Here is a 25,340-nt window from a genome sequence, read left to right on the forward strand (position 1 = left end):
ATTATACCCTTTTTAGTGCTCCGCCTTCTTGGATGTATAAAAGCAGATTTGCTATAGATATGGTCCTATCGGCAATTTTTTCACTTCTTCTGAAGGCTCTTAGCATATTGTGTATTCTTTCAAAATCATCCACATCTTTTAATCCGTCAAGTATCTTTTGTTCCAAAAGTGCGTACAAGTCATCTGTTTTATCCTCTTCTACTATAATCGAATGATATATATCTCTAAGCTCATCCAAATCATCTAGGCCTATCATTTCCAAAGTTCCTTCGATTGCTCTTATGGCTGATGTTTGCAAAGGTATCACATACTCGTTTATGATGTTGCTGTCCAAAGAACTGCAATTTTCCTTAAATCCTCTAATAAGACTTCTTGTATTTGATGATGCTCTTAAAAGTTCATTATCTATCTTAAAGTATGCCACGACTTCTCTTAAATCTTTTGCTTCGGGAGTATAAAGAGCCAATACTTTTATAATCTCATTATCTATGGATTCGATTTTTGAGCTTATGTTTTTCAAGTATAACTTTGCTTCATCAAATTTCACCGCATCACACTCATTTTCCGCAGCATTTAAAAATGTCTTGTTTGCCTCTAAGATATTTCTTAAAACATTTTTTATGGATTCTTTTATACTCTCTATCTCTTCTACATAATTTTCTAACATTATCCAAACCTCCCTGTTATATAATCTTCTGTCTGTTTCTCGGACGGATTTAAGAAAATTGTCTCAGTTTTATCAAACTCGACCAAATCCCCAAGATACATAAAAGCGGTATAGTCACTTATCCTGCTTGCCTGTTGCATATTGTGTGTGACTATGACTATACTTATATCTTTTTTCAGCTCGACTACCAATTCTTCAATTGCAGCCGTGCTTATAGGATCAAGCGCACTTGTCGGCTCGTCAAAAAGCATGATAGAAGGTTTTACCGCTATGGCTCTTGCGATACAGAGTCTTTGCTGCTGTCCGCCTGATAGTGCACTTGCTTCATCTTTTAGCCTATCTTTAACCTCTCCCCAAAGAGCTGCACCTCTTAGCGAAGCTTCAACTCTGTCTTGAAGTTCAGTTTTGTTTTTCAAGCCTTGAAGTTTAAGTCCGTATGCGACATTATCAAAGATACTCATAGGAAAAGCGGTCGGTTTTTGAAATATCATACCGACTTTTACTCTCAAATCTATCAATTCATTCTCTTTTTTAAAATCAAGTATGTTCTTTGGATTTTTCCCATCTTTATCATAGAGTAGAACTTCACCTTGATATCTATTACCCGGGTACAAGTCATGTATTCTGTTTAACGATCTTAAAAGTGTTGATTTTCCACAACCACTTGGTCCTATAAGGGCTGTAACTTTGTTTTTTTCAACAGGCAAGTTTATATTTTTAAGTGACGGATTATCGGCACCGTTATAAGTAAAATAAAACTTTTTTATATCCATTGCCTTTATCATCTATCTTTTCCTCTCTCTTGTTATGTATCTACCTATTAAGTTTATCAAAAGAACTATAACAGTTAGTATAAATGATGCCGCCCAAGCCAAATCTCTTGCCTTATCTGTTGGAAAATTTGCCAAATTGTATATGCTGACAGTAAGTGACGGAAAAGCATTGTTTAGATTTGTTGTCCAAAAGTTATTTGTCCCACTTGTAAAAAGTAGTGGTGCGGTTTCTCCTATAATCCTTGCAAATGCAAGCAGTATGCCGGTCATGAGCCCCACTTTTGCAGCCCTTAAAATGATATCAAGTATGACTCTGTACTTGCCACCTCCCAGTGCTATGCCGGCTTCTCTTAACTCTTTTGGAACTAAAGAGAGCATATTGTCTGTGGTGCTGACCACTATAGGTATAAGCATGATTGCAAGTGCAACAGCTCCCGCCCATCCGTTTATACCGCCCATAGGAACGACTAAAACGGCAAATACAAATGCACCTATGACTATGGAAGGTGCGCTCATCATAATATCACTCAAGTCTCTTATAACATTGGCGTACTTACCGTTACCATACTCTCTTAAATAAATCCCCGCCATCATGCCAAGAGGCACGCCTATAAGAGTGGCAAGTCCCGCCATAACAAATTGACCAAGGATCAAATTTCTAAGTCCCCCGTCAACCAAATCTTTAAAAAAAAGCGAAAGACTTAGAGAAGTCACTCCTTTTAAAAAAAGTGTGATAAGTATCCAAAACAAAAACATCAAAGCAGCAATAGCTGAGGATACAGACAATCCAAGAACTATCTTATTTATCAAAAGTCTCTTATCTCTCATAAAACCCTCATTGTTAATTTTTCATTTTTCATTTTTAATTGTATCACTTATCTCTTTCCTCTTAAAAAATAAAACTTAGCCACACCGATCACTATAAAACTAAATACAAAAAGTATAAATGCAAGATAGTACAAAGCGCTCAGCATTTCATCATTTGCTTCACCAAAGTTATTTGCCAAAACAACCGGTATCGATACGGTAGGATCAGTTAAATGAAGAGGTAACTTAAACACACTTCCAATTAAAAATGCTACTGCCATCGTTTCACCAAGAGCCCTCCCAAGAGATAGGATGATAGATCCTATGACACCGACTTTGGCATAAGGAAAAATGACATCTTTGACTACTTCAAACTTTGTAGCTCCCAAAGCATAGGCTGACTCTTTTAAAACATCAGGAGTTGTATTTAAACTGTCTCTTGTGATTGCCGCCATAAAAGGAAGTATCATGATGCCAAGCACCAAACCGGCACTAAGAAGTGATATTTGAGAGCCTCCAAAAATCTTTTGTACTATCGGTGCAAAGTAAAAAAGTCCCCACATACCATATATGATACTTGGTATTGCCGCAAGTAGTTCTATGGATATGCCCACAGGTTTTATAAGACTTTTTGGAGCTATCTCGGATAAAAATATAGCTATACCCATAGCAAGAGGCATAGCAAAAACCATAGCTATCAAAGATGATAAAATCGTACCTACTATCGGTATAAATCCTCCAAAAATCGTATCAGTACGAGAGGATGATTCATCCCCTGATCCTTCATCCGTATCATCTCCGGGAAGTACACCGGAGTCATCAGCAAAAAGAGTTGCGTCATTTAGATCATCTTCAGTTGCTTGTGATGGTTTTTTTTGGATATCTTTTTTGATGGCAGGAGGATTTTTATCTTTTATAGTTATAGTTTTATTCCAACTCTTTTCTACAAGAAAATGTGCACCAAATTTATCTATAGCAGGTTTTGCCTCTATAAAAAGCATCGCAAATATACCTACTAGTAAAAACAGTATAAGGGTTGCACTTAAAAGTGCAGCCCTTTTAAAGAAAAACTCTTTGTTTAACACTTAGTAAACTCCGTTATCTTTCCAGTATTTTTTGATTTTGTCAGTTAAACTTTTTGGTAGTGGAACATATTTTAAATCTGCAGCTATCTTTGCACCGTTATCAAATGCCCAAGCATAAAATGCAGTGATTTTTTTATCAGCATCAACTTTCTCTTTTGGCATAATGATAAATGTACTTGCAACCAACGGATAAGAATTTTTTCCTTTTGGATAACCTATAACCGCATAAAAACCTTTTTTAGGATCAAAACTAGCTCCTGCTGCAGCAGCTTGGAAAGTTTTCATACTCGGTTTTACAAAGTATCCGTCTCTGTTTTCAACAGTTGCAACTTTTGCATGTGATTCTATCGCATATGCATACTCGATGTAACCTATAGAGTATGGAGTTTGTTTTATGATAGAGCTAACTCCGGGGTTTCCTTTACCGCCCAAGTTGTTTCCTGGCCAGTTTACAGTTTTCTTAACTCCGTAATGTTTTCTCCAATCTTTGCTAACACTTGATAAGAAAAATGTGAAGTTCCAAGTAGTACCTGATGCATCACTTCTTCTTGCAAATGTGATTTTTTTATGAGGAAGGTTTAGATTTGAGTTGATTGCTGTAAGCATAGGATCATCCCAATACTTTACTTTTCCTTCAGCTATAGCAACTATAGCTTTATCAGTAAGTTTCAAATCACCACTTTTAACACCCGGTATATTATATGCCATTACTGTTGCGCCTACAATTGCGGGAAATTGAAGCATATTGTGTTTTTTCTGAGCTCTTGGAGTAAGTGGAGCATCAGTTCCTCCAAAATCAACAAGTCTTGCCGTAGCATCTTTTATACCTTTTCCGCTACCGCCGCCGTTGTACTGTACTTGCTTTCCTGTAGCTTTATAATAAGCTTTTGCCCAAGCCTGGTTGATAGGCAAAACAAAGCTTGACCCGTCACCTTTTACCAAATCACCCGCTACCATAGAAGTAGCTACAAATGCACCTGCAATAACTAATGAAGTTATCTTTTTCATAAATTCTCCTTTACAATTTTAATGTGCGAAATTGTAACTAATCTTGATTACATTTTGGTAACAATATGTAATCAAGATTATAACATAATGATTATTTATAGAAAATTTCACTGGTCTTTTTATAGCCTAATTCAAAAAGTTCATCCATGTTTTTCAATCTAAAAAGAGGATAGCAAGATAGCCTCTCATCTGTTATATAAAAATCACATTTATCGATTTGATGCATCATGGAAGCTCTCCAAGAAAGAAACATAACTCTTTTTACAATTCCCATATAACTCTTTTTATAACCCTTTTGCATAGGGTGTAAGTCAACTGCGATAGTGGGTAGCTTAGAGTCTTCAAAAACAGATACAGGGAGATTGTCCATAATGCCGCCGTCAACCAAACTCATACCGTTATACTCTACAGGTTTAAATATAGGAGCGATAGAGCCTGAAGCAACAGCCAGTTTTACAGCATCCCCTTTGCTAAATCTTTTAATCTTTCCACTTTTTAAATCTATCGTTGTGACAGTAGTGGGGATATGCAACTCTTTTAAATCTTTTATAGGCACAAGTTTTTTTATAAAATCATTTTTCTTATCTATCTTTATAAGTCCATCTTTTATGCCGTGAAATTTAAAAATCTTCTTAAACTCTTTGGATTTATATATCTTTAACTGCTCTTTTGGACTGATACCGGAAGCGAAACTGACTCCTATGATAGCTCCTATGCTGCTTCCGGAAATGGCTGCTATCTCATAACCTTTTTCTAAAAGTGCCTCAATCACTCCCAGATGAAATGCGCCCCTTGCGGCTCCGCCTGAAAGTACCAGATTAACCTTCATCATCCAACCACTCTATGATCTTCCACTCTCCCTCATATGTCTCTACAATCGCCGTACAGGACTCTACCCAATCTCCACAGTTGAAGTACTCAACTCCATTTATCTCTCTTATCTCAGCTTTATGGATATGACCGCATATGATACCGTCATAATTATGTTGTTTAGCATAAGAGGATAAGATATCTTCAAAATCTGTTATAAAACTAACAGATGATTTTACATTGTCTTTGACATACTTTGAAAGAGACCAGTATTTGTTGATACCCATTTTTTGTCGTATATAATTCAATACGGGATTTAAGTGCAAAAGCATATCGTACCCTATATCCCCTAGCAAAGCTACCCACTTTTTAGTCATAGTAACCGAATCAAAAAAATCCCCATGTGTGATATAGTACTTTTTTCCATTGAGAGATATATAGCTTGTCTCGTTTTTGATAATCAAATTATCCCCTAAAGAGATAGGCAAAAAAGGACGCAAAAATTCATCATGATTTCCGGTTATATATGTAACTTTTGTACCTTTTCTTGCTTTTCTAAGTGTCTTTTGTATGACATCTGAATGCTTTTGCTTCCATCTAAACTTTCTTTTTAACATCCACCCATCTATGATATCGCCGATAAAGTATAAATTTTCCGACTCGTTTTCTCTTAAAAAATCCAAAAGCTTATCAGCCTGAGCAAATTTTGTCCCTAGATGAATATCCGATATAAATATAGACCTATAGTTCATAAGGCACTTTCTATCCTTTAGTTTTTTTGATATGATACAATATATGGGTAACAAAACAGTTACAGAGTATCTCTAAAGTATATAGTTGTATCTTAATTTTATATTATTTGATTTTATATAATCCAATGTATAATGACTACAATGGATAAAGTATGACTTTTTGGCTTTAATTTTATCAAGCAACAATGAAGCTTCTTCATAGTTCAAATGATTACCGTTATTAAAATTTGGAGCAAGACATGCATCCATATAACATTCATCCGGTTTTAATGTCATCAAAAACTCCAAAGATTCCTGCTTGATACCCGCACAATCCGTAAGATAAGCTATAGTTTTATTTTTTGATATTATGACATATCCTGTGGTGTTTTTAGAGTGTTTCAAAGGTATCGGTATAAAAGTCAAATCATTTATCTTTATAGATTCAAACGGTTTATTTTTTTTAAATACTATGGATTTTGAATGTTTATACAAATCAGCAAAACCCTCTTCATCTTTTGGATGATAACAATCGATTTTATCACTACTATATCTAAGTCTTAAAAGTCCAAGCACATGGTCAGCGTGAAAATGAGTCAAAAAGACCGCTTTTATCTTTTTTCCGTCAAAAATCGTCGATATGCTTTCAATCCCGGCATCAAGCAAGATAATCTCACCGTTATCACACTCTATATATGCACAAGTTGCCAAATTTATCTTTTTTTTATCTCTATACTCTTTGCATATTTGACATTCGCAATTGTGCGATGGTATGCCACCGCTATCGGCTGTTCCTAAAAATACCAAATTCATAAAAGTCCTTTTAAAACTTTTATAAAATCTTTTGTTGAACTTTCAATATCTTTATCGTTGCTAAAAACTGTCAAATTTTTCGCTTCTATCTTATCATAACTTCTTTCAAGTCGCTTATATATCTCTTTATCATTTTCTCTTGCCCTTTTTTTCAGTCTTTCATATAACATATCTTTTGGTAAAGTTATCTCTACGGTAAAAACTTTCTCATATATCTTTTCAAAATCCTTAATAGAGCCTCTTGATATAGAAATGATATTTAATCCGTTTTTGATTTGATTTTTTGGGATACCATAGCTGTTTCCATGTGCTTCCCAAGTGGAAACAAAAAAATTTGCTCTTTTTAAAACGGCAAACGCATCATTATCGACAAAATAATTATCTTCATCTTTTGAAGGCACTCTTGTTATATATCTTTTGACAAAATTTACATCGATTTTACCTTTTATGCTTCTTAAAATCGTATCCTTCCCCACACCGCTTGGACCGACAATTAAAACAATCTTTTTCACTTAATATCAGCCTTCATTAATGTCCGTATTTTTTTAAAAAAATTTCTATAGAGTTAAAATCATTTATTCTCTTTTTTATAGTTTCATGATCCCAATCCCACCAAGCAATTTTTTGAAGTTCGTTTATAACTTCATAATCAAACCTGAATTTTATAACTTTAGCCGGATTTCCGACAGCTATGGCATAAGCAGGTATATCTTTTGTAACAATTGCCCCACTTCCTATAACCGCACCGTCTCCTACATATACTCCGCCCATGATAGTCACATTATGCCCTATCCAAGTATCATTACCGATATAAACATTTTTTTCTCTTCTGCTGTTAAAAAAATCACTATCATCCTGACCAAATCCAAACATTTCTCTTCTATAAAGCATATGGTGCAAAGATGCTCTATGCATTGGATGCTGACCGGGATTGATTCTTACATAAGAGGCTATATTTGCAAATTTTTTTATATGTGCATAAATGATTTGACAATATTCTCCTGTGTAACTATAGCTATCTATTTTACTCTCTTGTATATTGTTATGCTCGCCTATTTCTACATATTCGCCAAGATAAGAATCAACAACAACACTATCTTTTGTAATTGTAGGCTCTTTTTTAAGTATCTTTTTCTTTGGCTTGTTAAACTCTTTTATATATTGCATATTTGTACCTATCCTATAGTAAAGCCTTTAATGCCGTTATATATAACATCACCTTTTTTAAATGTCATGACAACTTTTGGAAAAGTACTCTCATCTATAACCGCAATGTCTGCTATATAACCCTCACATATCTTACCCCTATCGTCCAACCCTGCCAATCTTGCCGGTGTTGATGAAATCATGGCAAACCCATCTTCAAGTGATAAACCCGTATCTTCTTGAAGTCTATAGGGACTAATCAGCATTGAAGGCGGATGATAATCACTGCACAAGTAGTCACATACACCCTCTTTGACAAGTTCTTTAGCCGCTATATTTCCGCTTTGGCTTCCGCCTCTAACTACATTTGGAGCACCCATACCTGTACTTATGCGAAACTCTTTTGCTTTCCTTGCGACCTCCAAACTAAGTGGAAATTCCGAAAAAGTTATACCGAGTGCTTTTAAAGTTATCAACTTTTCTTCACAATCATCATCATGGCTTAAAACAGAAAGATTGTGTGACAAACCAAATGACACAATATCTTCTACAATCCCTACAGTATCTTTGCTTCTCTTTTTTTCAATGTAAGATTGAACTTCATCTTCTTCTATATCATATGCAGACAAATGGAATTTTTTCCAGGATTCAAGAGTTTTAAATTGTCCTTGTCCCGGGCTATGATCCATAACAGATAACATATCTATCTTTTTTTCTTTGATAAGTTCTTTTATAACAGGCAGTGAAGACTCGCTCGTTATCTCAAATCTCGCATGCACAAAATTGTCATTTTTTAAATGCTCTTTGTTTGCCTTATAAATCTCTTCTATAACATTTTTTGTATGTCCCGTATCTCTGGATTTTGTCAACTCATTGTCATTGAAACTAACGGCATGATACATAGTCGTGATACCTGCCATCGCTAATTTTTTATCCAACTCGATTACAGCCATATTTATCGGGAACATAGCACCGGGTCTAGGTTCGATCTCTTTTTCTATAGCATCACTATGAAGATCCACAAACCCGGGGACTACTCTTCTGCTACCTAAATCTATAGCTATATCACAACTTCTATAATCCGATACTCCGACTATATTTTCACCTTTTATAACTATATCAGCTGGCTTAAATAGACCGTCAACCAAAACATTTTTACTTCTTATGATTGTTTTCACTTAAATTCCTCTATACTCTTCTTTTTCAAGTCATAAATATAATCACTGATCTCTTTTACCATATCTAAATCATGGAAAATGCCTATCATGGTAACACCTTGTTTTTTTATATCTTTTAATTTATCTATAACTTTTTTTGTATTTATTTTATCAAGGGATGCGGTGGGCTCATCTAAAAAAAGAACGGGTTTGGGTGCTATGATACCTTTTGCGATATTGACTCTTTGCTGCTCTCCTCCGCTAAAAGTAAGGGGTGAAATATCAAACAATTCCTCTTTTATACAAAAATAATCAAGCATCTCTCTTGCTTTCTTTTTTGCTACTTCGCTCCATTCTCCTTTATCTATAAGAGGTTTGGCAACGATATCTTCTGCACTAATTCTAGGCAATACCTGCAAAAATTGAGATACATAACCTATCTCATTTTTTCTCAAATTTAACATTTCACTCTCGCTGCAAGTTGCTATATTTATAATCTCCTCGTTTTCCTTTTTAAAAAATATATCACCTGAGGTTATCTTGTAAGTACGGTAAAGAGTTTTTAAAATTGATGACTTCCCTATACCGCTTGGTCCGTAAAGTGATAAAAACTCCCCTTTTGAAACTTCAAAGTTTATATTGTCAAATCCCGTTATTTTGATACCGCCTCTTGTATAAAGAGTAAACTCTTTTGATAAATTTTTGACTTTTATTTTAAACACTGAAATCTCCTACAATATACTTGAAACTAAGATTTGAGTATAAGGATGTTGAGGATCTTCAAGTATTTGATCAGTCAATCCGTACTCTACAATTTCACCGTTTTTCATAACAACCGATATATCCGTTAAATGTTTTATAACTCCCAAATCATGGGAAACTATAATCATCGCAAAACCTATCTCGTTTTGAAGCTCTTTTATAAGATCCAAGATTTTAGCCTGAACGGAAAGGTCAAGTCCAGTAGTGGGCTCATCAAGAAGTAAGATTTTGGGATTGGATGAGAGTGCCTTTGAAATTTGAATTCTTTGTTGCTGTCCCCCGCTAAAACGATCGGGATAATCATCTACTCTTTCAACAGGAATTTCAGTTTTTTTTAAAAAATATAAAACTCTATCTCTTATCTCTTCATATCTTTTAGTACCGCTTGCAATGATTTTTTCAGCTATATTTCCACCGGCACTAAATTGAAAATTTAGTCCAAGCCTTGGATTTTGATATATTATGGACATGAGTTTATCTCTTAAATATCCCAATTCATTTGTATCTGCACTTAAAATATTTTTACAAACCCCCTCTTCATCCCTAAAAGCATCAAGATAAATAGCTCCGTCACTTGTTTTTTGATCCTGATAGATAAGTTGTAAAAGTGTTGATTTTCCACTTCCGCTTTCTCCCACAATCCCTAAAACTTCACCTTTTTTCAAATGAAGATTTACACTATTTATAGCAACCACGCTACCGCATTTCGGACAAACAGAAGTATCAGTTTGAGATCCTGTTTCTTTCAAACAAAAGGGGCATGACTCTCCATAAATCTTACTGACATTTTTTAACTCCAATATCACTTTTTACTTTCCTTTTTTTCAAGTTGCTCATCGCAGTAAGATGTATCATTGCAATAGTATCTTATCTCCCCGCTATCGGTATATACTTCATCCATAAATATACCGCTTGATCCGCATCTTTTGCATATTTTTTCTTTAAAAGTCTCGACTTTAAACTCTTTGTCTTCAAATTTTAAAGGTTCTACTTTCGTATAAGGCGGAATTGCATATATCTTTTTCTCTCTTCCCGCACCAAGTAATATCAAGCCTTTATTGTTATTTAATTTAACGGTATCATATTTTGGTATCGGAGAGGGATCCATAGCATATCTGTCATGCACCGTTACCGGATATCTACTTCCTATACGACTATCTCCATACAAAGATGTATCTTCGTAAAGTAGAACCCATAATTTAGAATAGTCACTGTTTGCATGCATTATTTTTTGTTTTTGCGCATTGGCTTCCACATTACTCAAAACTTCCGGTTCGGGTACTTGCAAAACCAAAATCTGTCCCTCTTGCAAATCAATTTCAGGAATCCTGTGCCTACTTTGTATGATATTTGCATCTTGGGTCTTAAAAGTGGTAGGATTGTTTGTAACAGATACTATAAAATTTCTTATGTTGACCGCATTTACACTACCGTCACAACCTTGGTCTATAACTTTTAATATATCTTTTTCTTTTATAATGGATAAAGTAACTTGCAATCCGCCCGTCCCCCATCCTCTGGCGATTGGCATCTCTCTTGAAGCAAAAGCTACTTGAAAACCGGGAATTGCTATGGCTTTTAATATAGCTCTTCTTATCTCTTTTTTTGCATCTTCATCTAAAAAAGCATATCTCATAAAATTTCCTTACAAGAGTTTTCTTTTGCATTTTGAAACACTTGCAAATCAGCTTGGAAAGTGACATAGTGAGGAAGCTTGAAGTGATTTGTAAATCCCTGCGATTCGATACCGTCTATATGGTGGATAATCATATCAAAATCACTAACTATACTCCCTTCTCCTATCGTATAAGAACTGTTATATAAAGATGCGTCAAGTATAGACATACTTATCGCTTTTGTTTCGTTAAATCCGAAACAAAAACCAAAACCCGTTGTAAGTTTTGTACTGCCGTCTTTTTGTTTTTCAAAGGATGTTATGCTTTCACATGAACTAACATCAATCTCTCCTATCTTTACCTCATTGTTTGTAAAAGGATGCGTAAATTTTACTTCACAAGTTCCTATCCTAAGATCTCCTATGGTAGGATGCACATCACCGTATCCTCTCATGGAAGTATAAGCAAAAGCAAGCATACTACCGCTCTCTCCTCTTGAAAGGACTTGCATAACCGCACTTCTTGGATATGGTGCACTTGGAAATACTCTTGTAATATCTGAAATATTTTCATCCTTAGGGATGGTTTTTATCAGTCCTTCATCTCTTAGAGGCTTAACCGCAGACTCACAAAAGATATCTTTATCGTCATACTTATCCCACAATATATCATTTTTTACATCATTTAGTATTAACTTAACCTGATAATCATTGGACGCTCCTAAAATCTGACCGCCTTTTATATCTTTAAAAGCTGATGAAATTCTTCTTTTCAACCTCATATTGTCACTATATATGGTTTTTGCTATACCTATCCTTGAACAGGAACTTCTATGAGCTCTTAAAAAAAATGCCGCATTAAAAAGATCTCCTCCGCTTTTTGCTATGGCTGCCGAGGCTAATTTTTTACTATAAAGACTGCCTTCGCTTATGATCTTATCAACAGCGTACGGAAAAGATTTTTTTATATCCTTTAAACTGATTTTTTGATTTGAGCTTATCTCTTCTTCATAAAACGATATTGAATTTTTTATGGCTTCTTCGCCGCCTTTTACTGCTACATATCCCATCAAATAGCCTTTATCTTAGTAGTTCTACTAAGAGCTAAAACTTGATCATTGTCATTTAGAAAAAAAAGATCAACTCCCAAGGGAAAATCACTGTTCTTTTTCATCAAAATATTTATAAACTCTTTATCGCAAGGAAGGCTTATATGCCTTGATATATCTATGCCTGGTCCTGTTATCTCAACCTCAGTCTTATCGAAATCCTGACATTTAAATATAAGAGTAGCAGAAAAATCTGGATTTTTATGATCTCCTTTTTTTGCCTCTTTGACAAAAGAGCCATTTATGCTGTCACTAAAAATATAGTCTGCTTCCATATATGAAGTCTCTTTTGCATTCGTTATAGCTTTTACCATACTTATATCCTCTTTACCCTGATAAAAAAAAGTAACTTCATTATAAAGAAGTACATTTGCAATAGCCAAAAGAGAAGAATCCAATACCGGTTGCACGGTAGATATCTTACCCGGCATAGAAAAAGCGTCAACCAATGATTTAAAATTTTCTCTATTTAATTTTTCCATATCCATATATAGCCTTTTGTTATCTCTACATTAAATCAAAGTTAACCCTAGTGGAATTAACTTTTTGATTTATAATTTTTTGAGCTTTTTGCATGTTTATTATAGTTTCGTTACACAACTCCGTTATCTCTTTTTTAAAAATCCCCGCCTCAAAACAAGCATCGCATACCGCAATATACAAAGATAACTCTTCATCATCATCTTGAACCATCGCCCATCCTTTATGGTTTTCAACCGTAACTATAGTAGTAGTTACAAGCATCTCTCCTGCATAAAATTCACCTCCGCTTATGGGGTCATGTACGGGTATCAACAGCGTTTGCTGCGTAGGAGCCTGTAAAATCCTTATATCACATCTCTCTTTCAGGCTGTGATATAAGGATTTCAATCTATTCCTTTGTGCATTTTGAAAGATAAAATTCAAATCCTCTCTTTTTATATCACTCATTTATATAAATCTCTTTCTAATGGCGGCACTAAGATTGTCAAGTAGCCAAACCGTTACTATGATAAATATCAAAATTGTACAGACTTCTGAGTTTTGAAAACTTCTTAAATTATCAAAAAGATAAAAACCTATCCCTCCGGCTCCGACAAAACCCAAGATGGAAGCACTTCTAACATCGCTTTCAAATCTATATAAAGTCATAGATATAAAATGAGGCATTGTTTGAGGGATAACGGCATATATCAAAACTTTTATAAAGCCTGCACCGCTATTTGTCAAAGCTTCTACGGGACCCGGGTCAATAGCTTCATTACCCTCGCTTAACAATTTACTTAAAACTCCTGTTGTGTGAATACCCAATGCCAATATACCTGCCATCGGTCCAAGCCCTACAGCACTTACAAAGATAAGCGCCCAAACCAATTCATTGACTGATCTAAATATATTTGCTATGAGTGTACCAAACATATAAAATGCTCTTCTTATCGCTTCATGATAGAGTTTATTGCCTGGTACTAATATCTTTAAAATATTCCTTGAAGTTATATATGAAAGAGGAACCGCTATGATAACAGACAGTGCCAAAGCAACAATAGCCATTTCAACAGTTTGTAACATTGCCCAAAAGTAAGTGATCAAGTTTGACTTGTAAAGACTTGGCGGAAAGTAACTGCTTCCTTCGATTTTAGGATCGCCTACTATATAGGAGACCATATCCCCCCACCCTTGAGCAAGTTCGCTAAAGCTCATACCCGTAGATATCCAGCTTTGCACAACTAAATAAAGTATGATACCTATAATTGCAAAGTTATACAATTTAAAAGGTGTTGATTGTACTCTTAATTTTTCTACCGTCATAATAACTCCGAAATTGGATTTGAAAAGATGTCAGCCGATTGTGAGCTGACATCTGTATTTTTACTGTTGTTTCTTTTTCAAAGACTCTTTAAATTTGATCATTTTTCTAACTCCGTCAAACATATCATCTGTTGCCGGCGCATATCCCAAAATTTTCATTTTTTTCAAATTATCTTTATCGTTATAAGATATAAAGGCTCCTTTTATAGCCATTTTTAAAGATTCAGGAAGATCTTTTCTTACAGCCATAGGAGAACCCGGTATCAATTTTGATTTCCAAATGATATTAAAATCATTTTTGCTCCACATTTTTCCCAATCCTCTGTTAAAGTCCAAGTTATTTGTTGAAGCTGCGTCAACTTTACCGTTTTTAACAGCAATAATGGAAGCTTCATGACTACCTGAATATATGACTCTTGAGAAATATTTTTGAGGATCTATGCCGTGATTTGCAAAGAATACAGTTGGCACTAGAGTACCGCTTGTTGAGTTAGGATCTGTAAAAGCCCATTTTTTTCCTTTTATATCAGCTATAGTTTTAAGTCCGCTTCCTCTTTTTGTGATAATATACCCGTAATATCCCGGTATTCCGGCTTGTGCATCTATCTCAACAGCAACAGCTTCAGCATTTGATCTTTTTGCCGCTTCGCAATATGATTTTGGCCCGAAATATGCCACATCTATATGTTTATGTGCCATGCCTACTATAACACCGGCATAATCACTCGGAGTTACCAATTTAACTTTTATACCTAAAACTTTTTGTAAATATTTTGCAACTTTACCGAAAGTATCTTGCAAACGCTCTGCTCCCGCAACAGGTATAACACCGTATGTTATCTCATCCGGCCATTGTATATCTTTTGCGTTTAGAGCCGATCCTCCCAAAGTTAAAGCCAATGTGGCAACCATAGTTTTCTTTAAAAAATCTCTTCTCATCTGTTCTCCTTTAAGATTTAGTATTGCTACTTTTCAAATCTGTAGTGTTGTAAATTTTCTCAACTATCTTAGATGATAGTTCACCGCTTTTACCGTCAAAGACTATCTCGCCGTTATTTACGCCGATGATTCTCTCACAGTACTCTTTTGCAACTTCCAAATGATGTAGGTTGGTTACTATCGTAACACCGTAAGTCTCATTGACCTTCTTTAGTATATCCATCACTTTTTTAGCACTGTTTGGATCAAGTGCGGATATGGGTTCATCTGCAAGGATGATTTTGGGCTCACCTGCCAAGGCCCTAGCAATTGCTACTCTTTGTCTTTGCCCCCCGCTTAGCTCATCACATCTTTTATGGGAATGTTTTAAAATGTCAACTATCTGCATATACTCTTTGACTTTTTTCAACTCTTTTTCTTTATAATATTTGATAACGGCTCTAGGTAGCGGTATATCCTTAAGCATTCCGCTTACAACATTATCCAACACGGATAATCTGTCAACTAAATTGTAACCTTGAAACACTATACCTATCTGTTCTCTTAATTTGTAAAGGTGCTTTTTTTTGATATGGCGCATATCAAATCCAAGCACATTAAAATATCCGTCAAATACCTTAATTCCTCCTACGATAGAGATCAAAAGAGTTGATTTTCCAGCCCCGCTAGGTCCGATGATACCTACAAATTCACCTTTTTTTACTTTTAAATTCACATCTTTTAGTATTTTCTCTTTTTTATAACCTAAAGTTAAATTTTTCATTTTGATCATCGAAAGCCTTTGCTAATCAAATTTTTTAGAATTGTAGCAACACTTGATTACAAAACGGACACAAATCAGTATATTTTTCGTCACCGTTTTGTAATTTATTTTTTATACAATTTTAAAAAATATCCGGAGTATTTAAAATGAAATTTATACATATAAGTGATACTCATTTGGTTAGCAAAAGAGGTGGACACTATGCCTCAGATCCGTATTTAAAATTAAAAAGAGCAATTCAAAGTATAAACAAGTATCAAAGTGATGCTGATTTTATGGTGATAACAGGAGATTTGACTGATAGTGGAAATTTGGATGCTTATAAAGATTTAAAAGAAGTGCTTAAAGAGTTAAACATACCTTATTATATGATTATCGGCAACCATGACAACAGAGAAAATTTTTTAAAAATTTTTGGCGATATGTATGACTATCAAAAACCATTTGCTCAATTTAGTCTCATTAAAGACAGTAAGTTATTGCTTTTCTTGGATACAAAATTTGGAGATTGGCATGATGGAGGTTGTTGTGAAGAGAGGTTTGAATGGCTTGAAAATCAATTGAATGTAAACTCTAATCTTCCTACTTACATATTTATGCATCATCCCCCGTTTTTTATAAATCATAAACAGATGGATGATATTGGGTTTAGACAAAAAGAGAAGTTTTGGGAGATTTTGTCAAAATTTCAAAATGTCAAACATATATTTTTCGGTCATGTCCATCTTCTGATAAGCGGTTCTTATAAAGGTGTAAGTTACTCAAGCATGAGAAGCACAAATCATCAAGTAGCTCTTATTTCACAAGACAAAGATCTTTACTTTAATTCAAACGAACAGCCGACTTATGCGATCGTAAATATCGATAAAAATCAGATAAACTCTATCGCACATGAATACCTAAATGAAGAGTTGATATATCCAAGTTTTATCCCGATTCAAAATATATAATAATTGAAACACCTACAAAACAGGCATATTAGGTGCCATTAATACAGGTGTAAAAGTAGCTTGGGTAAAAACAGGAATCAAATTTTCAGTTGTAATCATAATGTTACTATGACTTGTTATACTTTCAATAAATTTAAAATTTCTAAGGAGAAAAAAATGAAAAATTTATCAAAAGCTATTTTTTTAGCGATGATTTTAGTTTTAGAAGTAAATGCTAAGGTTTTTTATCCTTCATTTACAGTTGCAATTATGCCAAATGAACCGATAGACAAAGGTGTCACAAAAAAAGATACAATTAAGTCTATCAATGCCCATCATGTAGCTTTTAACATATTTACAGGAGATACAAAAGATGGACATAGTAAGTGTACTGATAATGTTATAGGTAGGGATTTGATTGATTACTTTAACAAATTAAATGCACCTACACTTTATAGCGTAGGAGATAATGAATGGACAGATTGTCATAGAACAAGCAATGGAAGCTATGATCCGATTGAGAGACTTTCTTATATAAGAAAAGTGTTTTTTTCTAAACCTTACACACAAGGAAAAAATCCTATAAAAGTTCAAAGAGAAGGAGTTTTAGGAAAAAAATTTAGTGAAAACAGTAGATTTATTATGAACAATGTTATGTTTGTAGCTTTAGATGTAGTGGGTAGTAACAACAATTTGGTATCTACAAAAAAACTTTGCACAAAACATTCAAAAAGAACTCAAGCAGATTGCCAAAAAGCTACACAAGAGTATCAAGAGAGAACAAAAGCAAATATGAAATGGTTAAAAGAGTCATTTCAAATAGCAAGAGAAAAAAATTTAAGTGGTATTGCAATCGCAATACAAGCTGATCCATATTTTCCGTTTGAACTTAGTGATCATGGTTGGTTTGAAGACTATTTACCTAACCTAAATACCAATAAAAATGGTTTTAGAAATTTTATGAATACACTTATAAAAGAGACTCACAATTTCAAAGGTCAAGTTCTTTTAATTCATGGAGATTCTCATTATCTAAAAATTGACAAAGCTATGTTTGATAAAAATGGCGGTATTACTCCAAATTTCACAAGGCTTGAAACTTTTGGAAGTATTGAACAAAGTTGGGTGGAAATGGATGTAAATCCAAATAGTAAAAATGTTTTTACTTTCAAACCGGTAATATTAAAAAACCTAAAAGAATTGAAATAAAAAAAACTTTAAATACTGAAAAACCCCTATCTCTAAAAAACTTTTTTTAAAGATAGGGGATAAATCCATAGTTTATACCAAGAATTGCAAAATATAAATCGTCATCGCTATTTTCATACTTGCGTTGGTTGCTGAACAGATAATAAATATCACGAATCAGAACAAAATATATAGGAACTATTTTATGAGAAAATATATCAATTGCAATATATTGACAGAAAATGGCTGGCTTGAGAATGAAACATTTTGCATTGAAGATGGAAAATTTAACAATATCGGAAAAGATATTGATTGTAATGAAGTGATAGTTTTGAAAGATCAATATGTTTTACCCGGAATTATAGATATACATGGTGACTCTTTTGAAAGATGTATAACACCGAGACCGGGAGTACATTTCCCACTTAAAAGTGCAATAGTTGAAAACGACAATTATCTACTCACTGCCGGGATAACAACATTTTTTTACTCTATAACGGACTCTTTTGAGGGTGGATTAAGAAGTAGAGAAAACGCAAAAGAAATGATAGAGTTTATCACTACAAACAAATTGCGATGCAATAGCCTCATTCACATAAGACATGAAGTTGCAAATACAAAAGATTTTGAAGAGCTACTGCAGTGGATAGAAGATGGAAAAATAGATTTGCTCTCTATAAATGATCATTTACCTAGATTAGAAGATAAAAAAAGGCTTCAAAGGTATAAAAACGGTATAAAAAGGCGAATGGTTATGAGCGAAGAGGAGATTGAAAAATTTATCTCTTCACTGCAGGATGAGAGAATTGTCGGAGAAAAACAGATTGATAAACTAGTCTCCTATGCAAAAAAATACAACATACCGCTTGCAAGTCATGATGATGATAGTGAGGAAAAAGTAAATACCGCTATCCAAAGAGGTGTAAAAATAGCAGAGTTTCCCATGGATGAAGCGTGCACAAAAACCCACAAACAACACCGTATATTTACACTCTTTGGAGCACCAAATTTAATCAGAGGCGGCTCACATGTAGGAGCACTGGGTGCATATGAAGCTACTAAAGCGGGTCTTTTGGATATCTTATGTTCTGATTATCACTACCCGTCACTATTTCTATCACCGTTTAAAATAGAGTCTTTAGGTTTAGAAAGCCTGGAAGAGGCTTGGAAAAGAGTATCGCTATATCCCGCCAAAGCTGTAAATATACATAATAAGACCGGTTCAATCAAAGATGGAAAAAATGCGGATTTTATTGTTTTAAATTCGCTAAAAGGTGAATTAAACAGCATTCAAAGAGTAGTTATCAGTGGAGAAGAAAAGTTGAAGTTTTAAAAATGTATGATATATCTTGCAAATGATATAAAATGATTAATATTTAAACTCTCCCGTTTTTATATTTTTTCAGATTGTGGTAAAATCATGTAACTGTTTAGAAATCAAAAAAAGGGTTTACAATATGGCAAAGAAAGTTTTTGTGCTTGATACAAATATCATCTTAAATGACATCCACAACATCATCAGACTCTCAGAAAATGGAGAAAATATCATAGTTATACCGGAAACTGTCCTTATAGAGTTAGAAGATAAGAAAAAAATGTTGGGCGACATCGGATATCAAGCCAGGGAATTTTCAAGACTTTTAGCAAGAGCAAAGATAAAAGAGGCTGATCACAATGACGGGTATAAAGTAGCTAAACTTTTTATAGATGACACTATCATACATATCATATCAAAGGACCATTATGAAACCGGTATGGACAATACCCACATAAGTGAAAGCAACGATAAAAGGATCATAGAAGTAGCAAGCATAGCTCAAAAATACTACAAAGGACTAAAAACTGTCTTTATATCTTTGGATGTTTACGCTAGGACTTTTGCGATTTTGAAAAATATCAAAACAGAAACACTCCATGATGACAAAGAAGAGGTACCGGAGTTTGAGTTTGTCAAAGAGATACACATAGATAAAATGCATGTTAAATATATAGACCATGCGGATATAGAGAAATTTGATAAAAATTATCAGCCAAACAATTTCTCATATATCTTTAAAATGGATGGGGGACACATATACCAAGGAATCATCCAAAATAGAAAAATCGAACTATTAAACGAAAATGATTTTAGAGGTCTTAGAGTAAAACCGGTCAATACAGAACAAAAATTTTACATGAAAGCGATACTTAGCAACTTTTATGACATAGTTGTCGTTGATGCAAAAGCAGGAAGCGGTAAGACACTCTTGGCATTTGCTTGTGCTATGAAGCTTATAGAGAAAAAACATTATGATAAAATCATCTATGTAAGAAACTCTATAGAGAGTCTTGACAAAGGTGCGGATGTAGGCTATCTTGCCGGAAATGATGAAAAATTTAGAGTTTACAATATGGCATTAAATGATACTTTGGAATTTATAGCTAAAAAAATGCTAAAAAAAAGTGAATCCAAAGAAAATGTCAATGCGGTAGAAAACAAAATCATGGAGCTTATAGGCAAATACCGCATAGAAAAACTTTGGCCTGGAGAAGCAAGGGGAAGGACTCTAAGTGATGCCATAGTCATACTTGATGAGTGGCAAAACAGTTCAGAAAAAACAACCCAGCTTATCCTATCAAGACTTGATAACTCCTGCACGGCCATAGTCATAGGCTCAAACAGACAAATCGATAACTTTTACCTCAACAAATATAACAACGGCTTAACAAGTCTTTTAAAAGAGACAAAAACAACCCATGATGATATAAATATGTTTGCCATAGAGTTAAAAAAAGCAGTTCGCGGCAAATATGCCGAATTTAGTGAGAAGGTGTTTGGGTAGAAACATCTTCTTCTTTAGTATATTTTTTAGACTTTTTTGCAAAACCGGCTCCCTTTTTTTTCTTCGCTTCAAGCCCGAGTGATTCTACCATTTGGCGATAGTCTATACCGTTTAAGTGCAATCTGGCAAAAGAGGCTGCTATAACGGCTATAGTATTTGGCACCTCACCTTTTTTTTTATAAGACTGGATATTTTTTTCACTTACTTTTATGAGTTTGCTAAATTTTGGAAGTGTTATCTCTGCATCAAGAAGTAATTTTTTAAACTCTATAAAAGTCATTTTAAACCTTTGCCCAATCAATTTTTGTAATTATACCAAAAAATTTCAGTTATAATAAAGTATAAAATATATATAATACCTATAATTTATGACTATTAGTGATAAAAAATATATAAAGGAGTCAAAAAATGGCTAAGAAGTTAAAGAAAAAGGTATTGAAAGGTGTTGCAAAAAAAGCAGTCAAAAAAGCGGTTTCAAATAAAGCTTTAAAAAAGAAAAATGCTAAAAAAACACTAAAACTTGTAACAAAAAAAGTGTTAAAGAAGAAAACTTCCACAAAAAAAGCTGCGAAAAAAGTAGCGAAAAAAGCGATAAAAAAAGCAGCTTAAAAAATAAGGGCATCTCTAAATACTATATGATATCATAGCCACTATGGTATCATATATAGAGTTTTTGATTATCAACCTTTGGGACGGTTTATAAGTCTATTTAAATCATTTAATGAATTCAAAGAGACAAACTGATCTTTTGCAATGCCTTTGGGAAGTGCGTTTCCGGTATTTACCCATGCGGCTTTTATGCCGGCATTGATCGCACCTAATATATCGGTATCGTAGGTATCTCCTACCATTAAAACATTTTCTTTTTGCAATTTATACTTTTTCAAGATAAAATCAAACGCATATTCACTTGGTTTTCCTACGACATAGGGCATTTTACCGGTAACATTATAAATGATATCTATGATGATGCCGCACTCCAAGCCAAAGCCGTCACTTTTAGGTATAAGCTTATCTGGATTTGCCGCTATGATTTCACTATCGTCACTGACCAAACTTAAGGCTTTTGATATATCTTCCAAAGTTATCTTATCATGCATTCCTACAACTAATGCATCAGGCTTTGCATCATTGTATTTGAAATGGCCATATAAAGCATTTTGTAAATGGGGGCTGCCTAAAACATATATATCTTCATAATCTCTCTTTTTTATATATGATGTAAGCAAAGAGGTAGTATTGATAATTTTTTCAGTACTCACATCAATACCGCAAACTTTTAATTTATCCTGATATTTTTGTAGAGGATAACAGGAATTGTTCGTTAAAAAACAGTATCCTATATGGCATTTTTCCAAAAACTCTATGATCTCTTTACCTCCTTGTATCACAGTATCATCTCTATAGAATACCCCGTCTAAATCAAAGATCATAAATTCGATATTGTTTAAAGTAAGATTTGTCATTTTATCCCCGAATATAAAAATGATTTGACAAACTGTTTTTGAAACAGTAAAAAAGCCAAAAGGAGCGGTGATACCGATATCAAAGTCGCCGCTGATAAAATAGGCCATGAGACACCTGACTCAGGTGCGGCAAAGATAGCAAGCCCTACCGTCAACGGTCTAACTGATTGTGAACTTGCGACAACTAACGGCCATAAGAAATTGTTCCAGTGATAACTTATGGAAACCAAAGCATATGCTATGTAAGTCGGCTTGGAAAGAGGTATATATATCTTCCACAATATACACATCTTTGAGCACCCTTCTATCATAGCCGCCTCATCCAACTCTTTTGGAATAGTTTTAAATGTCTGTCTTAGTAAAAATATACCAAAAGCTGAAGCCATATACGGCAACCCTATACCCAAAATCGTATCGGTTAAATTTATCTGTGCCAATGTTTGGTAATTTTTCATAATAAGAACTTCAGGTACTATCATAAGTTGCAACAATACCATAAAAAAAGCTATATTTTTACCGTAAAAGTCATATCTTGCAAATGCATATGCCGCCAATGTGCAAAGTACCAACTGCACACACAATATCATAGTTACCATTATAACCGTATTTATCATATACCTTATAAAAGGGGCTTGATTTAGTGCCGTTTTAAAATTTTGTAAAGTCAAAGTTGCACTTATATCAAAATGAGTGGCACTACTTTCAAGATGAAAAGCCGCCCAAAACGCATATAAAAGAGGCAATGACCACAATATCGCCAAAACCCAGGTAGCAACTGTTTGTAAATATTTCATAAAGTCATCCTCATCTATAATGTATGCGTTTTTCGATAATAAAAAATTGAATCAAAGATAAACAGACCAATATAAAAAGCAATACCATCGTAAGTGTAGCGGCATAAGAGTAGTCAAAAAATGAAAAAGCCGTTTCATATATGTAGTATAAAAGCAAGTTTGAAGCATTGTCCGGACCGCCTTTTGTAAGTATAAAAAGCTGATCTACCGTTTTAAAAGCATTTAGTAACGCATTGACCATTACAAAAAAAGTCGTCGGCATAAGCAAAGGAAATGTAATCCTCCAAAAAGATACCCAAGCAGATGCACCTTCTATCTTTGCCGCCTCATGCAACTCTCTTGGCAAAGACTGAAGTGCCGCTATATAAAATATCATAAAAAAGCCCGCCTCTTTCCATATAGTCATAACTATCAATGCTTTTAAAACAGTATGTTGATTTCCCAACCAGTTTACCGGGTTGTAACCGATATATGAAAGTAATTTATTGATAAGACCTATATCGGGTGCATAGAAAAATAGCCAAATATTTGCCACGGCTACCATAGGTAAAATCGTAGGTGTAAAATATGCCAATCTTATGATACCTTTTCCACGAATATTTCGGTTTATAAAAAGTGCCATGATAAGAGCCAAAGCTATAGAGACAGGTACGGTTCCCAAGGCATAGTAAAAGGTATTTTTCAATGTTCTTAAAAAAACTTCATCTTGCAACATAAACAAGTAGTTATCAAGCCCCACAAATTTTTGAGGCCTGATAACGGTTTTATTGGAAAAAAATGAATCTATAAAAGTAGCGACTGTAGGATAATATGTGAACATGCTCAACAAAACAAGAGCAGGTAACAGCAATAACCATCCTTGTAAACGCTTCATAGAAATCAACTTATTGGTAATCTCTTAAAAGTCTTGTTGCTCCTCTTTGAGCATCCATAAGTGCTTTTTTAGGACTTTTTGCATTTGTCAATGCCGCTTGTATAGCATCATTGAGCAGTTTTCTTACTCTTCCGGTCTGATATGTTGAAAGTTCCGCCGTTGCATACTTTAACTGATCTCTTGCAACCTTTGCAGGAGGAAAATTTTTAACATAAGCTTTAAGTTCAGGAGTATTGTAAGCTGCTTTTGATATACCTATATAACCTGTTGCTATAGACCATTTGGCTGAAATCTCCGGACTTGTCATAAATTTGATAAATTTCAAAGCCGCTTTTCTCTCTTTGGGGGTAGTCTTTTTAAAAATATAAAAATCACCGCCTCCGGTAGGGGTTCCTCTCATTACATTTTTAGGCAGCATTGCTACACCGAATTTGAAAGTAGCATTTTTCTTAACTGCCGTCAAGTTACCTGTTGAGTGCCACATTATAGCTGTTTTTTCCTCCAAGAAATTTTTTCTAAGAGTTCCCCACTCAACCGTACCTTTTGGCATAACATGGTATTTTGTTGATAAATTTTTCCAAAACTCCAAAGCTTCTATAACTTTTTTATCATCAAAAAATGTTTTTTTGCCGTCTTTACCCATAAGAACTTTACCGTTTTCTTTTGCTAACGCACCAAACATCCAGTAGGGATAACCGGTAGAAGGTATCATAACTCCCCAATGATCCTTTGTAGTTAATTTTTTAGACATACTGACCATCTCATCCCAAGTTTGAGGAGGTCTATTTGGATCGAGACCGGCTTTTTTAAACATATCTTTGTTGTAATACATAATTATAGTAGATCTTTGAAAAGGAACACTCCAAACCTTGCCAAGTGTAGTAGCATTCTCCATCAAGGCAGGATAAAATGAGTTTAACCACTTTTTATCCTCTTTGCTCTTAGCTAAATCCGAGAAAGAAACTATCGCATCTTGTTCAATAAGATCATAAATATCTATAGCAAACATTACCGCTAGTTGAACATGCTCTCCCGCTTTTATGGCTGCTAAAGATTTGATTCTAGCATCATTATAATTGCCTGCATATATCGCATTGACTTCGATATTTGGATTTTTTTTCTCAAACTGCGAAACCAATCCGTCCATAACTTTTGTCAATGGACCACCTACTGCTATAGGATAGTACATAGTCAATTTTGTTTTTGCTTCAGCTTGCATAGAAAAAGCACCTATTACAAATAAACTTATCAGCAATATTTTAATTTTTTGCATCATTTTTCACTCCTTGTTAAA

Annotated in this window: 30 protein-coding genes; 5 read left to right on the top strand and 25 right to left on the bottom strand. The window is 34.2% G+C overall.

The window, feature by feature from the left end:
* Position 1: 1 nt before the first annotated feature.
* The 20 genes from ACZ47B_RS06845 to phnC all read right to left on the bottom strand — a co-directional run bounded on the left by ACZ47B_RS06845 (position 2) and on the right by phnC (position 15,982).
* On the bottom strand, positions 2-667 hold the full coding sequence (locus ACZ47B_RS06845; protein WP_464893795.1) for a phosphate signaling complex PhoU family protein: 666 nt from the start codon (positions 665-667) through the stop codon (positions 2-4).
* The gene (pstB, locus tag ACZ47B_RS06850; protein WP_464893796.1) at positions 667-1,452 is read right to left on the bottom strand and encodes a phosphate ABC transporter ATP-binding protein PstB; all 786 of its coding nucleotides are present in this window, start codon (positions 1,450-1,452) and stop codon (positions 667-669) included. The genes ACZ47B_RS06845 and pstB overlap by 1 nt, the downstream gene beginning before the upstream one ends.
* Positions 1,453-2,268 (bottom strand): phosphate ABC transporter permease PstA, encoded by an 816-nt coding sequence (pstA, locus tag ACZ47B_RS06855; protein ID WP_464893797.1) that lies wholly within the window; start codon positions 2,266-2,268, stop codon positions 1,453-1,455.
* A gap of 47 nt (positions 2,269-2,315) precedes the next feature.
* Positions 2,316-3,332 (bottom strand): phosphate ABC transporter permease subunit PstC, encoded by a 1,017-nt coding sequence (gene pstC / locus ACZ47B_RS06860; RefSeq protein WP_464893798.1) that lies wholly within the window; start codon positions 3,330-3,332, stop codon positions 2,316-2,318.
* On the bottom strand, positions 3,333-4,340 hold the full coding sequence (gene pstS, locus ACZ47B_RS06865; protein WP_464893799.1) for a phosphate ABC transporter substrate-binding protein PstS: 1,008 nt from the start codon (positions 4,338-4,340) through the stop codon (positions 3,333-3,335). It lies immediately after the preceding gene.
* Positions 4,341-4,431: 91 nt separating this feature from the next.
* Complete coding sequence (locus ACZ47B_RS06870) at positions 4,432-5,172, bottom strand: patatin-like phospholipase family protein (protein WP_464893800.1); 741 nt, start codon at positions 5,170-5,172, stop codon at positions 4,432-4,434.
* Positions 5,159-5,902 carry a UDP-2,3-diacylglucosamine diphosphatase gene (locus ACZ47B_RS06875; RefSeq protein ID WP_464893801.1) on the bottom strand — a complete coding sequence of 248 codons (744 nt, stop codon included), beginning with the start codon at positions 5,900-5,902 and terminating at the stop codon, positions 5,159-5,161. The genes ACZ47B_RS06870 and ACZ47B_RS06875 overlap by 14 nt, the downstream gene beginning before the upstream one ends.
* 72 nt (positions 5,903-5,974) lie before the next feature.
* Entirely contained in the window at positions 5,975-6,694 is a 720-nt protein-coding gene (locus ACZ47B_RS06880; RefSeq protein ID WP_464893802.1) for an MBL fold metallo-hydrolase, read from the bottom strand.
* Entirely contained in the window at positions 6,691-7,206 is a 516-nt protein-coding gene (locus ACZ47B_RS06885) for a hypothetical protein (protein WP_464893803.1), read from the bottom strand. The genes ACZ47B_RS06880 and ACZ47B_RS06885 overlap by 4 nt, the downstream gene beginning before the upstream one ends.
* 16 nt (positions 7,207-7,222) lie before the next feature.
* Positions 7,223-7,861 (bottom strand): DapH/DapD/GlmU-related protein, encoded by a 639-nt coding sequence (locus ACZ47B_RS06890; protein WP_464893804.1) that lies wholly within the window; start codon positions 7,859-7,861, stop codon positions 7,223-7,225.
* A gap of 8 nt (positions 7,862-7,869) precedes the next feature.
* Positions 7,870-9,018 (bottom strand): alpha-D-ribose 1-methylphosphonate 5-triphosphate diphosphatase, encoded by a 1,149-nt coding sequence (locus tag ACZ47B_RS06895; protein WP_464893805.1) that lies wholly within the window; start codon positions 9,016-9,018, stop codon positions 7,870-7,872.
* Complete coding sequence (gene phnL / locus ACZ47B_RS06900) at positions 9,015-9,719, bottom strand: phosphonate C-P lyase system protein PhnL (RefSeq protein WP_464893806.1); 705 nt, start codon at positions 9,717-9,719, stop codon at positions 9,015-9,017. Before phnL ends, ACZ47B_RS06895 begins: the two co-directional genes overlap by 4 nt.
* A gap of 9 nt (positions 9,720-9,728) precedes the next feature.
* The gene (locus ACZ47B_RS06905; RefSeq protein WP_464893807.1) at positions 9,729-10,565 is read right to left on the bottom strand and encodes an ATP-binding cassette domain-containing protein; all 837 of its coding nucleotides are present in this window, start codon (positions 10,563-10,565) and stop codon (positions 9,729-9,731) included.
* Positions 10,562-11,395 (bottom strand): alpha-D-ribose 1-methylphosphonate 5-phosphate C-P-lyase PhnJ, encoded by an 834-nt coding sequence (locus ACZ47B_RS06910; protein ID WP_464893808.1) that lies wholly within the window; start codon positions 11,393-11,395, stop codon positions 10,562-10,564. The genes ACZ47B_RS06905 and ACZ47B_RS06910 overlap by 4 nt, the downstream gene beginning before the upstream one ends.
* Complete coding sequence (locus tag ACZ47B_RS06915) at positions 11,392-12,444, bottom strand: carbon-phosphorus lyase complex subunit PhnI (RefSeq protein ID WP_464893809.1); 1,053 nt, start codon at positions 12,442-12,444, stop codon at positions 11,392-11,394. The genes ACZ47B_RS06910 and ACZ47B_RS06915 overlap by 4 nt, the downstream gene beginning before the upstream one ends.
* Complete coding sequence (phnH, locus tag ACZ47B_RS06920) at positions 12,444-12,965, bottom strand: phosphonate C-P lyase system protein PhnH (RefSeq protein WP_464893810.1); 522 nt, start codon at positions 12,963-12,965, stop codon at positions 12,444-12,446. The genes ACZ47B_RS06915 and phnH overlap by 1 nt, the downstream gene beginning before the upstream one ends.
* A 25-nt stretch (positions 12,966-12,990) precedes the next feature.
* Positions 12,991-13,413 (bottom strand): phosphonate C-P lyase system protein PhnG, encoded by a 423-nt coding sequence (locus tag ACZ47B_RS06925; protein ID WP_464893811.1) that lies wholly within the window; start codon positions 13,411-13,413, stop codon positions 12,991-12,993.
* The gene (gene phnE / locus ACZ47B_RS06930) at positions 13,414-14,271 is read right to left on the bottom strand and encodes a phosphonate ABC transporter, permease protein PhnE (RefSeq protein WP_464893812.1); all 858 of its coding nucleotides are present in this window, start codon (positions 14,269-14,271) and stop codon (positions 13,414-13,416) included.
* 60 nt (positions 14,272-14,331) lie between these two features.
* On the bottom strand, positions 14,332-15,210 hold the full coding sequence (phnD, locus tag ACZ47B_RS06935; RefSeq protein WP_464893813.1) for a phosphonate ABC transporter substrate-binding protein: 879 nt from the start codon (positions 15,208-15,210) through the stop codon (positions 14,332-14,334).
* Positions 15,211-15,220: 10 nt separating this feature from the next.
* Positions 15,221-15,982 (bottom strand): phosphonate ABC transporter ATP-binding protein, encoded by a 762-nt coding sequence (phnC, locus tag ACZ47B_RS06940; RefSeq protein ID WP_464893814.1) that lies wholly within the window; start codon positions 15,980-15,982, stop codon positions 15,221-15,223.
* A 137-nt stretch (positions 15,983-16,119) separates the two neighbouring features.
* Between phnC and ACZ47B_RS06945 the strand changes: the two genes are divergently transcribed.
* The 4 genes from ACZ47B_RS06945 (at position 16,120) to ACZ47B_RS06960 (ending at position 20,912) form a co-directional block, all read left to right on the top strand.
* A complete protein-coding gene (locus tag ACZ47B_RS06945; RefSeq protein ID WP_464893815.1) occupies positions 16,120-16,923 on the top strand; it encodes a phosphodiesterase in 804 nt (267 codons plus the stop codon).
* Positions 16,924-17,079: 156 nt separating this feature from the next.
* Entirely contained in the window at positions 17,080-18,111 is a 1,032-nt protein-coding gene (locus tag ACZ47B_RS06950; RefSeq protein ID WP_464893816.1) for a hypothetical protein, read from the top strand.
* 184 nt (positions 18,112-18,295) lie between these two features.
* Positions 18,296-19,423, top strand: a complete 1,128-nt coding sequence (locus tag ACZ47B_RS06955) for an alpha-D-ribose 1-methylphosphonate 5-triphosphate diphosphatase (protein ID WP_464893817.1) — start codon at positions 18,296-18,298, stop codon at positions 19,421-19,423.
* Between the two features lie 124 nt (positions 19,424-19,547).
* Positions 19,548-20,912 (top strand): PhoH family protein, encoded by a 1,365-nt coding sequence (locus tag ACZ47B_RS06960; protein WP_464893818.1) that lies wholly within the window; start codon positions 19,548-19,550, stop codon positions 20,910-20,912.
* On the opposite strand, the gene ACZ47B_RS06965 is transcribed toward ACZ47B_RS06960, so the two are convergent.
* Positions 20,890-21,192, bottom strand: a complete 303-nt coding sequence (locus ACZ47B_RS06965) for a hypothetical protein (protein ID WP_464893819.1) — start codon at positions 21,190-21,192, stop codon at positions 20,890-20,892. The genes ACZ47B_RS06960 and ACZ47B_RS06965 overlap by 23 nt on opposite strands.
* A 128-nt stretch (positions 21,193-21,320) precedes the next feature.
* On the opposite strand from ACZ47B_RS06965, the gene ACZ47B_RS06970 reads away from it, so the two are divergent.
* On the top strand, positions 21,321-21,521 hold the full coding sequence (locus tag ACZ47B_RS06970; RefSeq protein WP_464893820.1) for a hypothetical protein: 201 nt from the start codon (positions 21,321-21,323) through the stop codon (positions 21,519-21,521).
* Positions 21,522-21,592: 71 nt separating this feature from the next.
* On the opposite strand, the gene ACZ47B_RS06975 is transcribed toward ACZ47B_RS06970, so the two are convergent.
* From ACZ47B_RS06975 to ACZ47B_RS06990, 4 genes are read right to left on the bottom strand one after another with little or no spacing between them, the layout of a single operon-like run.
* Positions 21,593-22,486, bottom strand: a complete 894-nt coding sequence (locus ACZ47B_RS06975; RefSeq protein WP_464893821.1) for an HAD-IIA family hydrolase — start codon at positions 22,484-22,486, stop codon at positions 21,593-21,595.
* Positions 22,375-23,172, bottom strand: a complete 798-nt coding sequence (locus tag ACZ47B_RS06980; RefSeq protein ID WP_464893822.1) for a carbohydrate ABC transporter permease — start codon at positions 23,170-23,172, stop codon at positions 22,375-22,377. Before ACZ47B_RS06980 ends, ACZ47B_RS06975 begins: the two co-directional genes overlap by 112 nt.
* A 10-nt stretch (positions 23,173-23,182) precedes the next feature.
* Positions 23,183-24,046 (bottom strand): carbohydrate ABC transporter permease, encoded by an 864-nt coding sequence (locus tag ACZ47B_RS06985; protein WP_464893823.1) that lies wholly within the window; start codon positions 24,044-24,046, stop codon positions 23,183-23,185.
* 10 nt (positions 24,047-24,056) lie between these two features.
* Entirely contained in the window at positions 24,057-25,322 is a 1,266-nt protein-coding gene (locus ACZ47B_RS06990) for an ABC transporter substrate-binding protein (protein ID WP_464893824.1), read from the bottom strand.
* Between the last annotated feature and the right edge of the window lie 18 nt (positions 25,323-25,340).

Source organism: Thiofractor thiocamini (genome assembly GCF_055384375.1).

Excerpts from the sequence above, each read along its gene's own strand:
- ACZ47B_RS06845 (WP_464893795.1), bottom strand. The coding sequence starts at position 667 with ATGTTAGAAAATTATGTAGAAGAGATAGAGAGTATAAAAGAATCCATA.
- pstB (WP_464893796.1), bottom strand. The coding sequence starts at position 1,452 with ATGATAAAGGCAATGGATATAAAAAAGTTTTATTTTACTTATAACGGT.
- pstA (WP_464893797.1), bottom strand. The coding sequence starts at position 2,268 with ATGAGAGATAAGAGACTTTTGATAAATAAGATAGTTCTTGGATTGTCT.
- pstS (WP_464893799.1), bottom strand. The coding sequence starts at position 4,340 with ATGAAAAAGATAACTTCATTAGTTATTGCAGGTGCATTTGTAGCTACT.
- ACZ47B_RS06870 (WP_464893800.1), bottom strand. The coding sequence starts at position 5,172 with ATGATGAAGGTTAATCTGGTACTTTCAGGCGGAGCCGCAAGGGGCGCA.
- ACZ47B_RS06875 (WP_464893801.1), bottom strand. The coding sequence starts at position 5,902 with ATGAACTATAGGTCTATATTTATATCGGATATTCATCTAGGGACAAAA.
- ACZ47B_RS06880 (WP_464893802.1), bottom strand. The coding sequence starts at position 6,694 with ATGAATTTGGTATTTTTAGGAACAGCCGATAGCGGTGGCATACCATCG.
- ACZ47B_RS06890 (WP_464893804.1), bottom strand. The coding sequence starts at position 7,861 with ATGCAATATATAAAAGAGTTTAACAAGCCAAAGAAAAAGATACTTAAA.
- ACZ47B_RS06910 (WP_464893808.1), bottom strand. The coding sequence starts at position 11,395 with ATGAGATATGCTTTTTTAGATGAAGATGCAAAAAAAGAGATAAGAAGA.
- ACZ47B_RS06915 (WP_464893809.1), bottom strand. The coding sequence starts at position 12,444 with ATGGGATATGTAGCAGTAAAAGGCGGCGAAGAAGCCATAAAAAATTCA.
- phnH (WP_464893810.1), bottom strand. The coding sequence starts at position 12,965 with ATGGAAAAATTAAATAGAGAAAATTTTAAATCATTGGTTGACGCTTTT.
- ACZ47B_RS06925 (WP_464893811.1), bottom strand. The coding sequence starts at position 13,413 with ATGAGTGATATAAAAAGAGAGGATTTGAATTTTATCTTTCAAAATGCA.
- phnE (WP_464893812.1), bottom strand. The coding sequence starts at position 14,271 with ATGACGGTAGAAAAATTAAGAGTACAATCAACACCTTTTAAATTGTAT.
- phnD (WP_464893813.1), bottom strand. The coding sequence starts at position 15,210 with ATGAGAAGAGATTTTTTAAAGAAAACTATGGTTGCCACATTGGCTTTA.
- phnC (WP_464893814.1), bottom strand. The coding sequence starts at position 15,982 with ATGATCAAAATGAAAAATTTAACTTTAGGTTATAAAAAAGAGAAAATA.
- ACZ47B_RS06945 (WP_464893815.1), top strand. The coding sequence starts at position 16,120 with ATGAAATTTATACATATAAGTGATACTCATTTGGTTAGCAAAAGAGGT.
- ACZ47B_RS06950 (WP_464893816.1), top strand. The coding sequence starts at position 17,080 with ATGAAAAATTTATCAAAAGCTATTTTTTTAGCGATGATTTTAGTTTTA.
- ACZ47B_RS06955 (WP_464893817.1), top strand. The coding sequence starts at position 18,296 with ATGAGAAAATATATCAATTGCAATATATTGACAGAAAATGGCTGGCTT.
- ACZ47B_RS06960 (WP_464893818.1), top strand. The coding sequence starts at position 19,548 with ATGGCAAAGAAAGTTTTTGTGCTTGATACAAATATCATCTTAAATGAC.
- ACZ47B_RS06965 (WP_464893819.1), bottom strand. The coding sequence starts at position 21,192 with ATGACTTTTATAGAGTTTAAAAAATTACTTCTTGATGCAGAGATAACA.
- ACZ47B_RS06970 (WP_464893820.1), top strand. The coding sequence starts at position 21,321 with ATGGCTAAGAAGTTAAAGAAAAAGGTATTGAAAGGTGTTGCAAAAAAA.
- ACZ47B_RS06975 (WP_464893821.1), bottom strand. The coding sequence starts at position 22,486 with ATGGCCTATTTTATCAGCGGCGACTTTGATATCGGTATCACCGCTCCT.
- ACZ47B_RS06980 (WP_464893822.1), bottom strand. The coding sequence starts at position 23,172 with ATGAAATATTTACAAACAGTTGCTACCTGGGTTTTGGCGATATTGTGG.
- ACZ47B_RS06985 (WP_464893823.1), bottom strand. The coding sequence starts at position 24,046 with ATGAAGCGTTTACAAGGATGGTTATTGCTGTTACCTGCTCTTGTTTTG.
- ACZ47B_RS06990 (WP_464893824.1), bottom strand. The coding sequence starts at position 25,322 with ATGATGCAAAAAATTAAAATATTGCTGATAAGTTTATTTGTAATAGGT.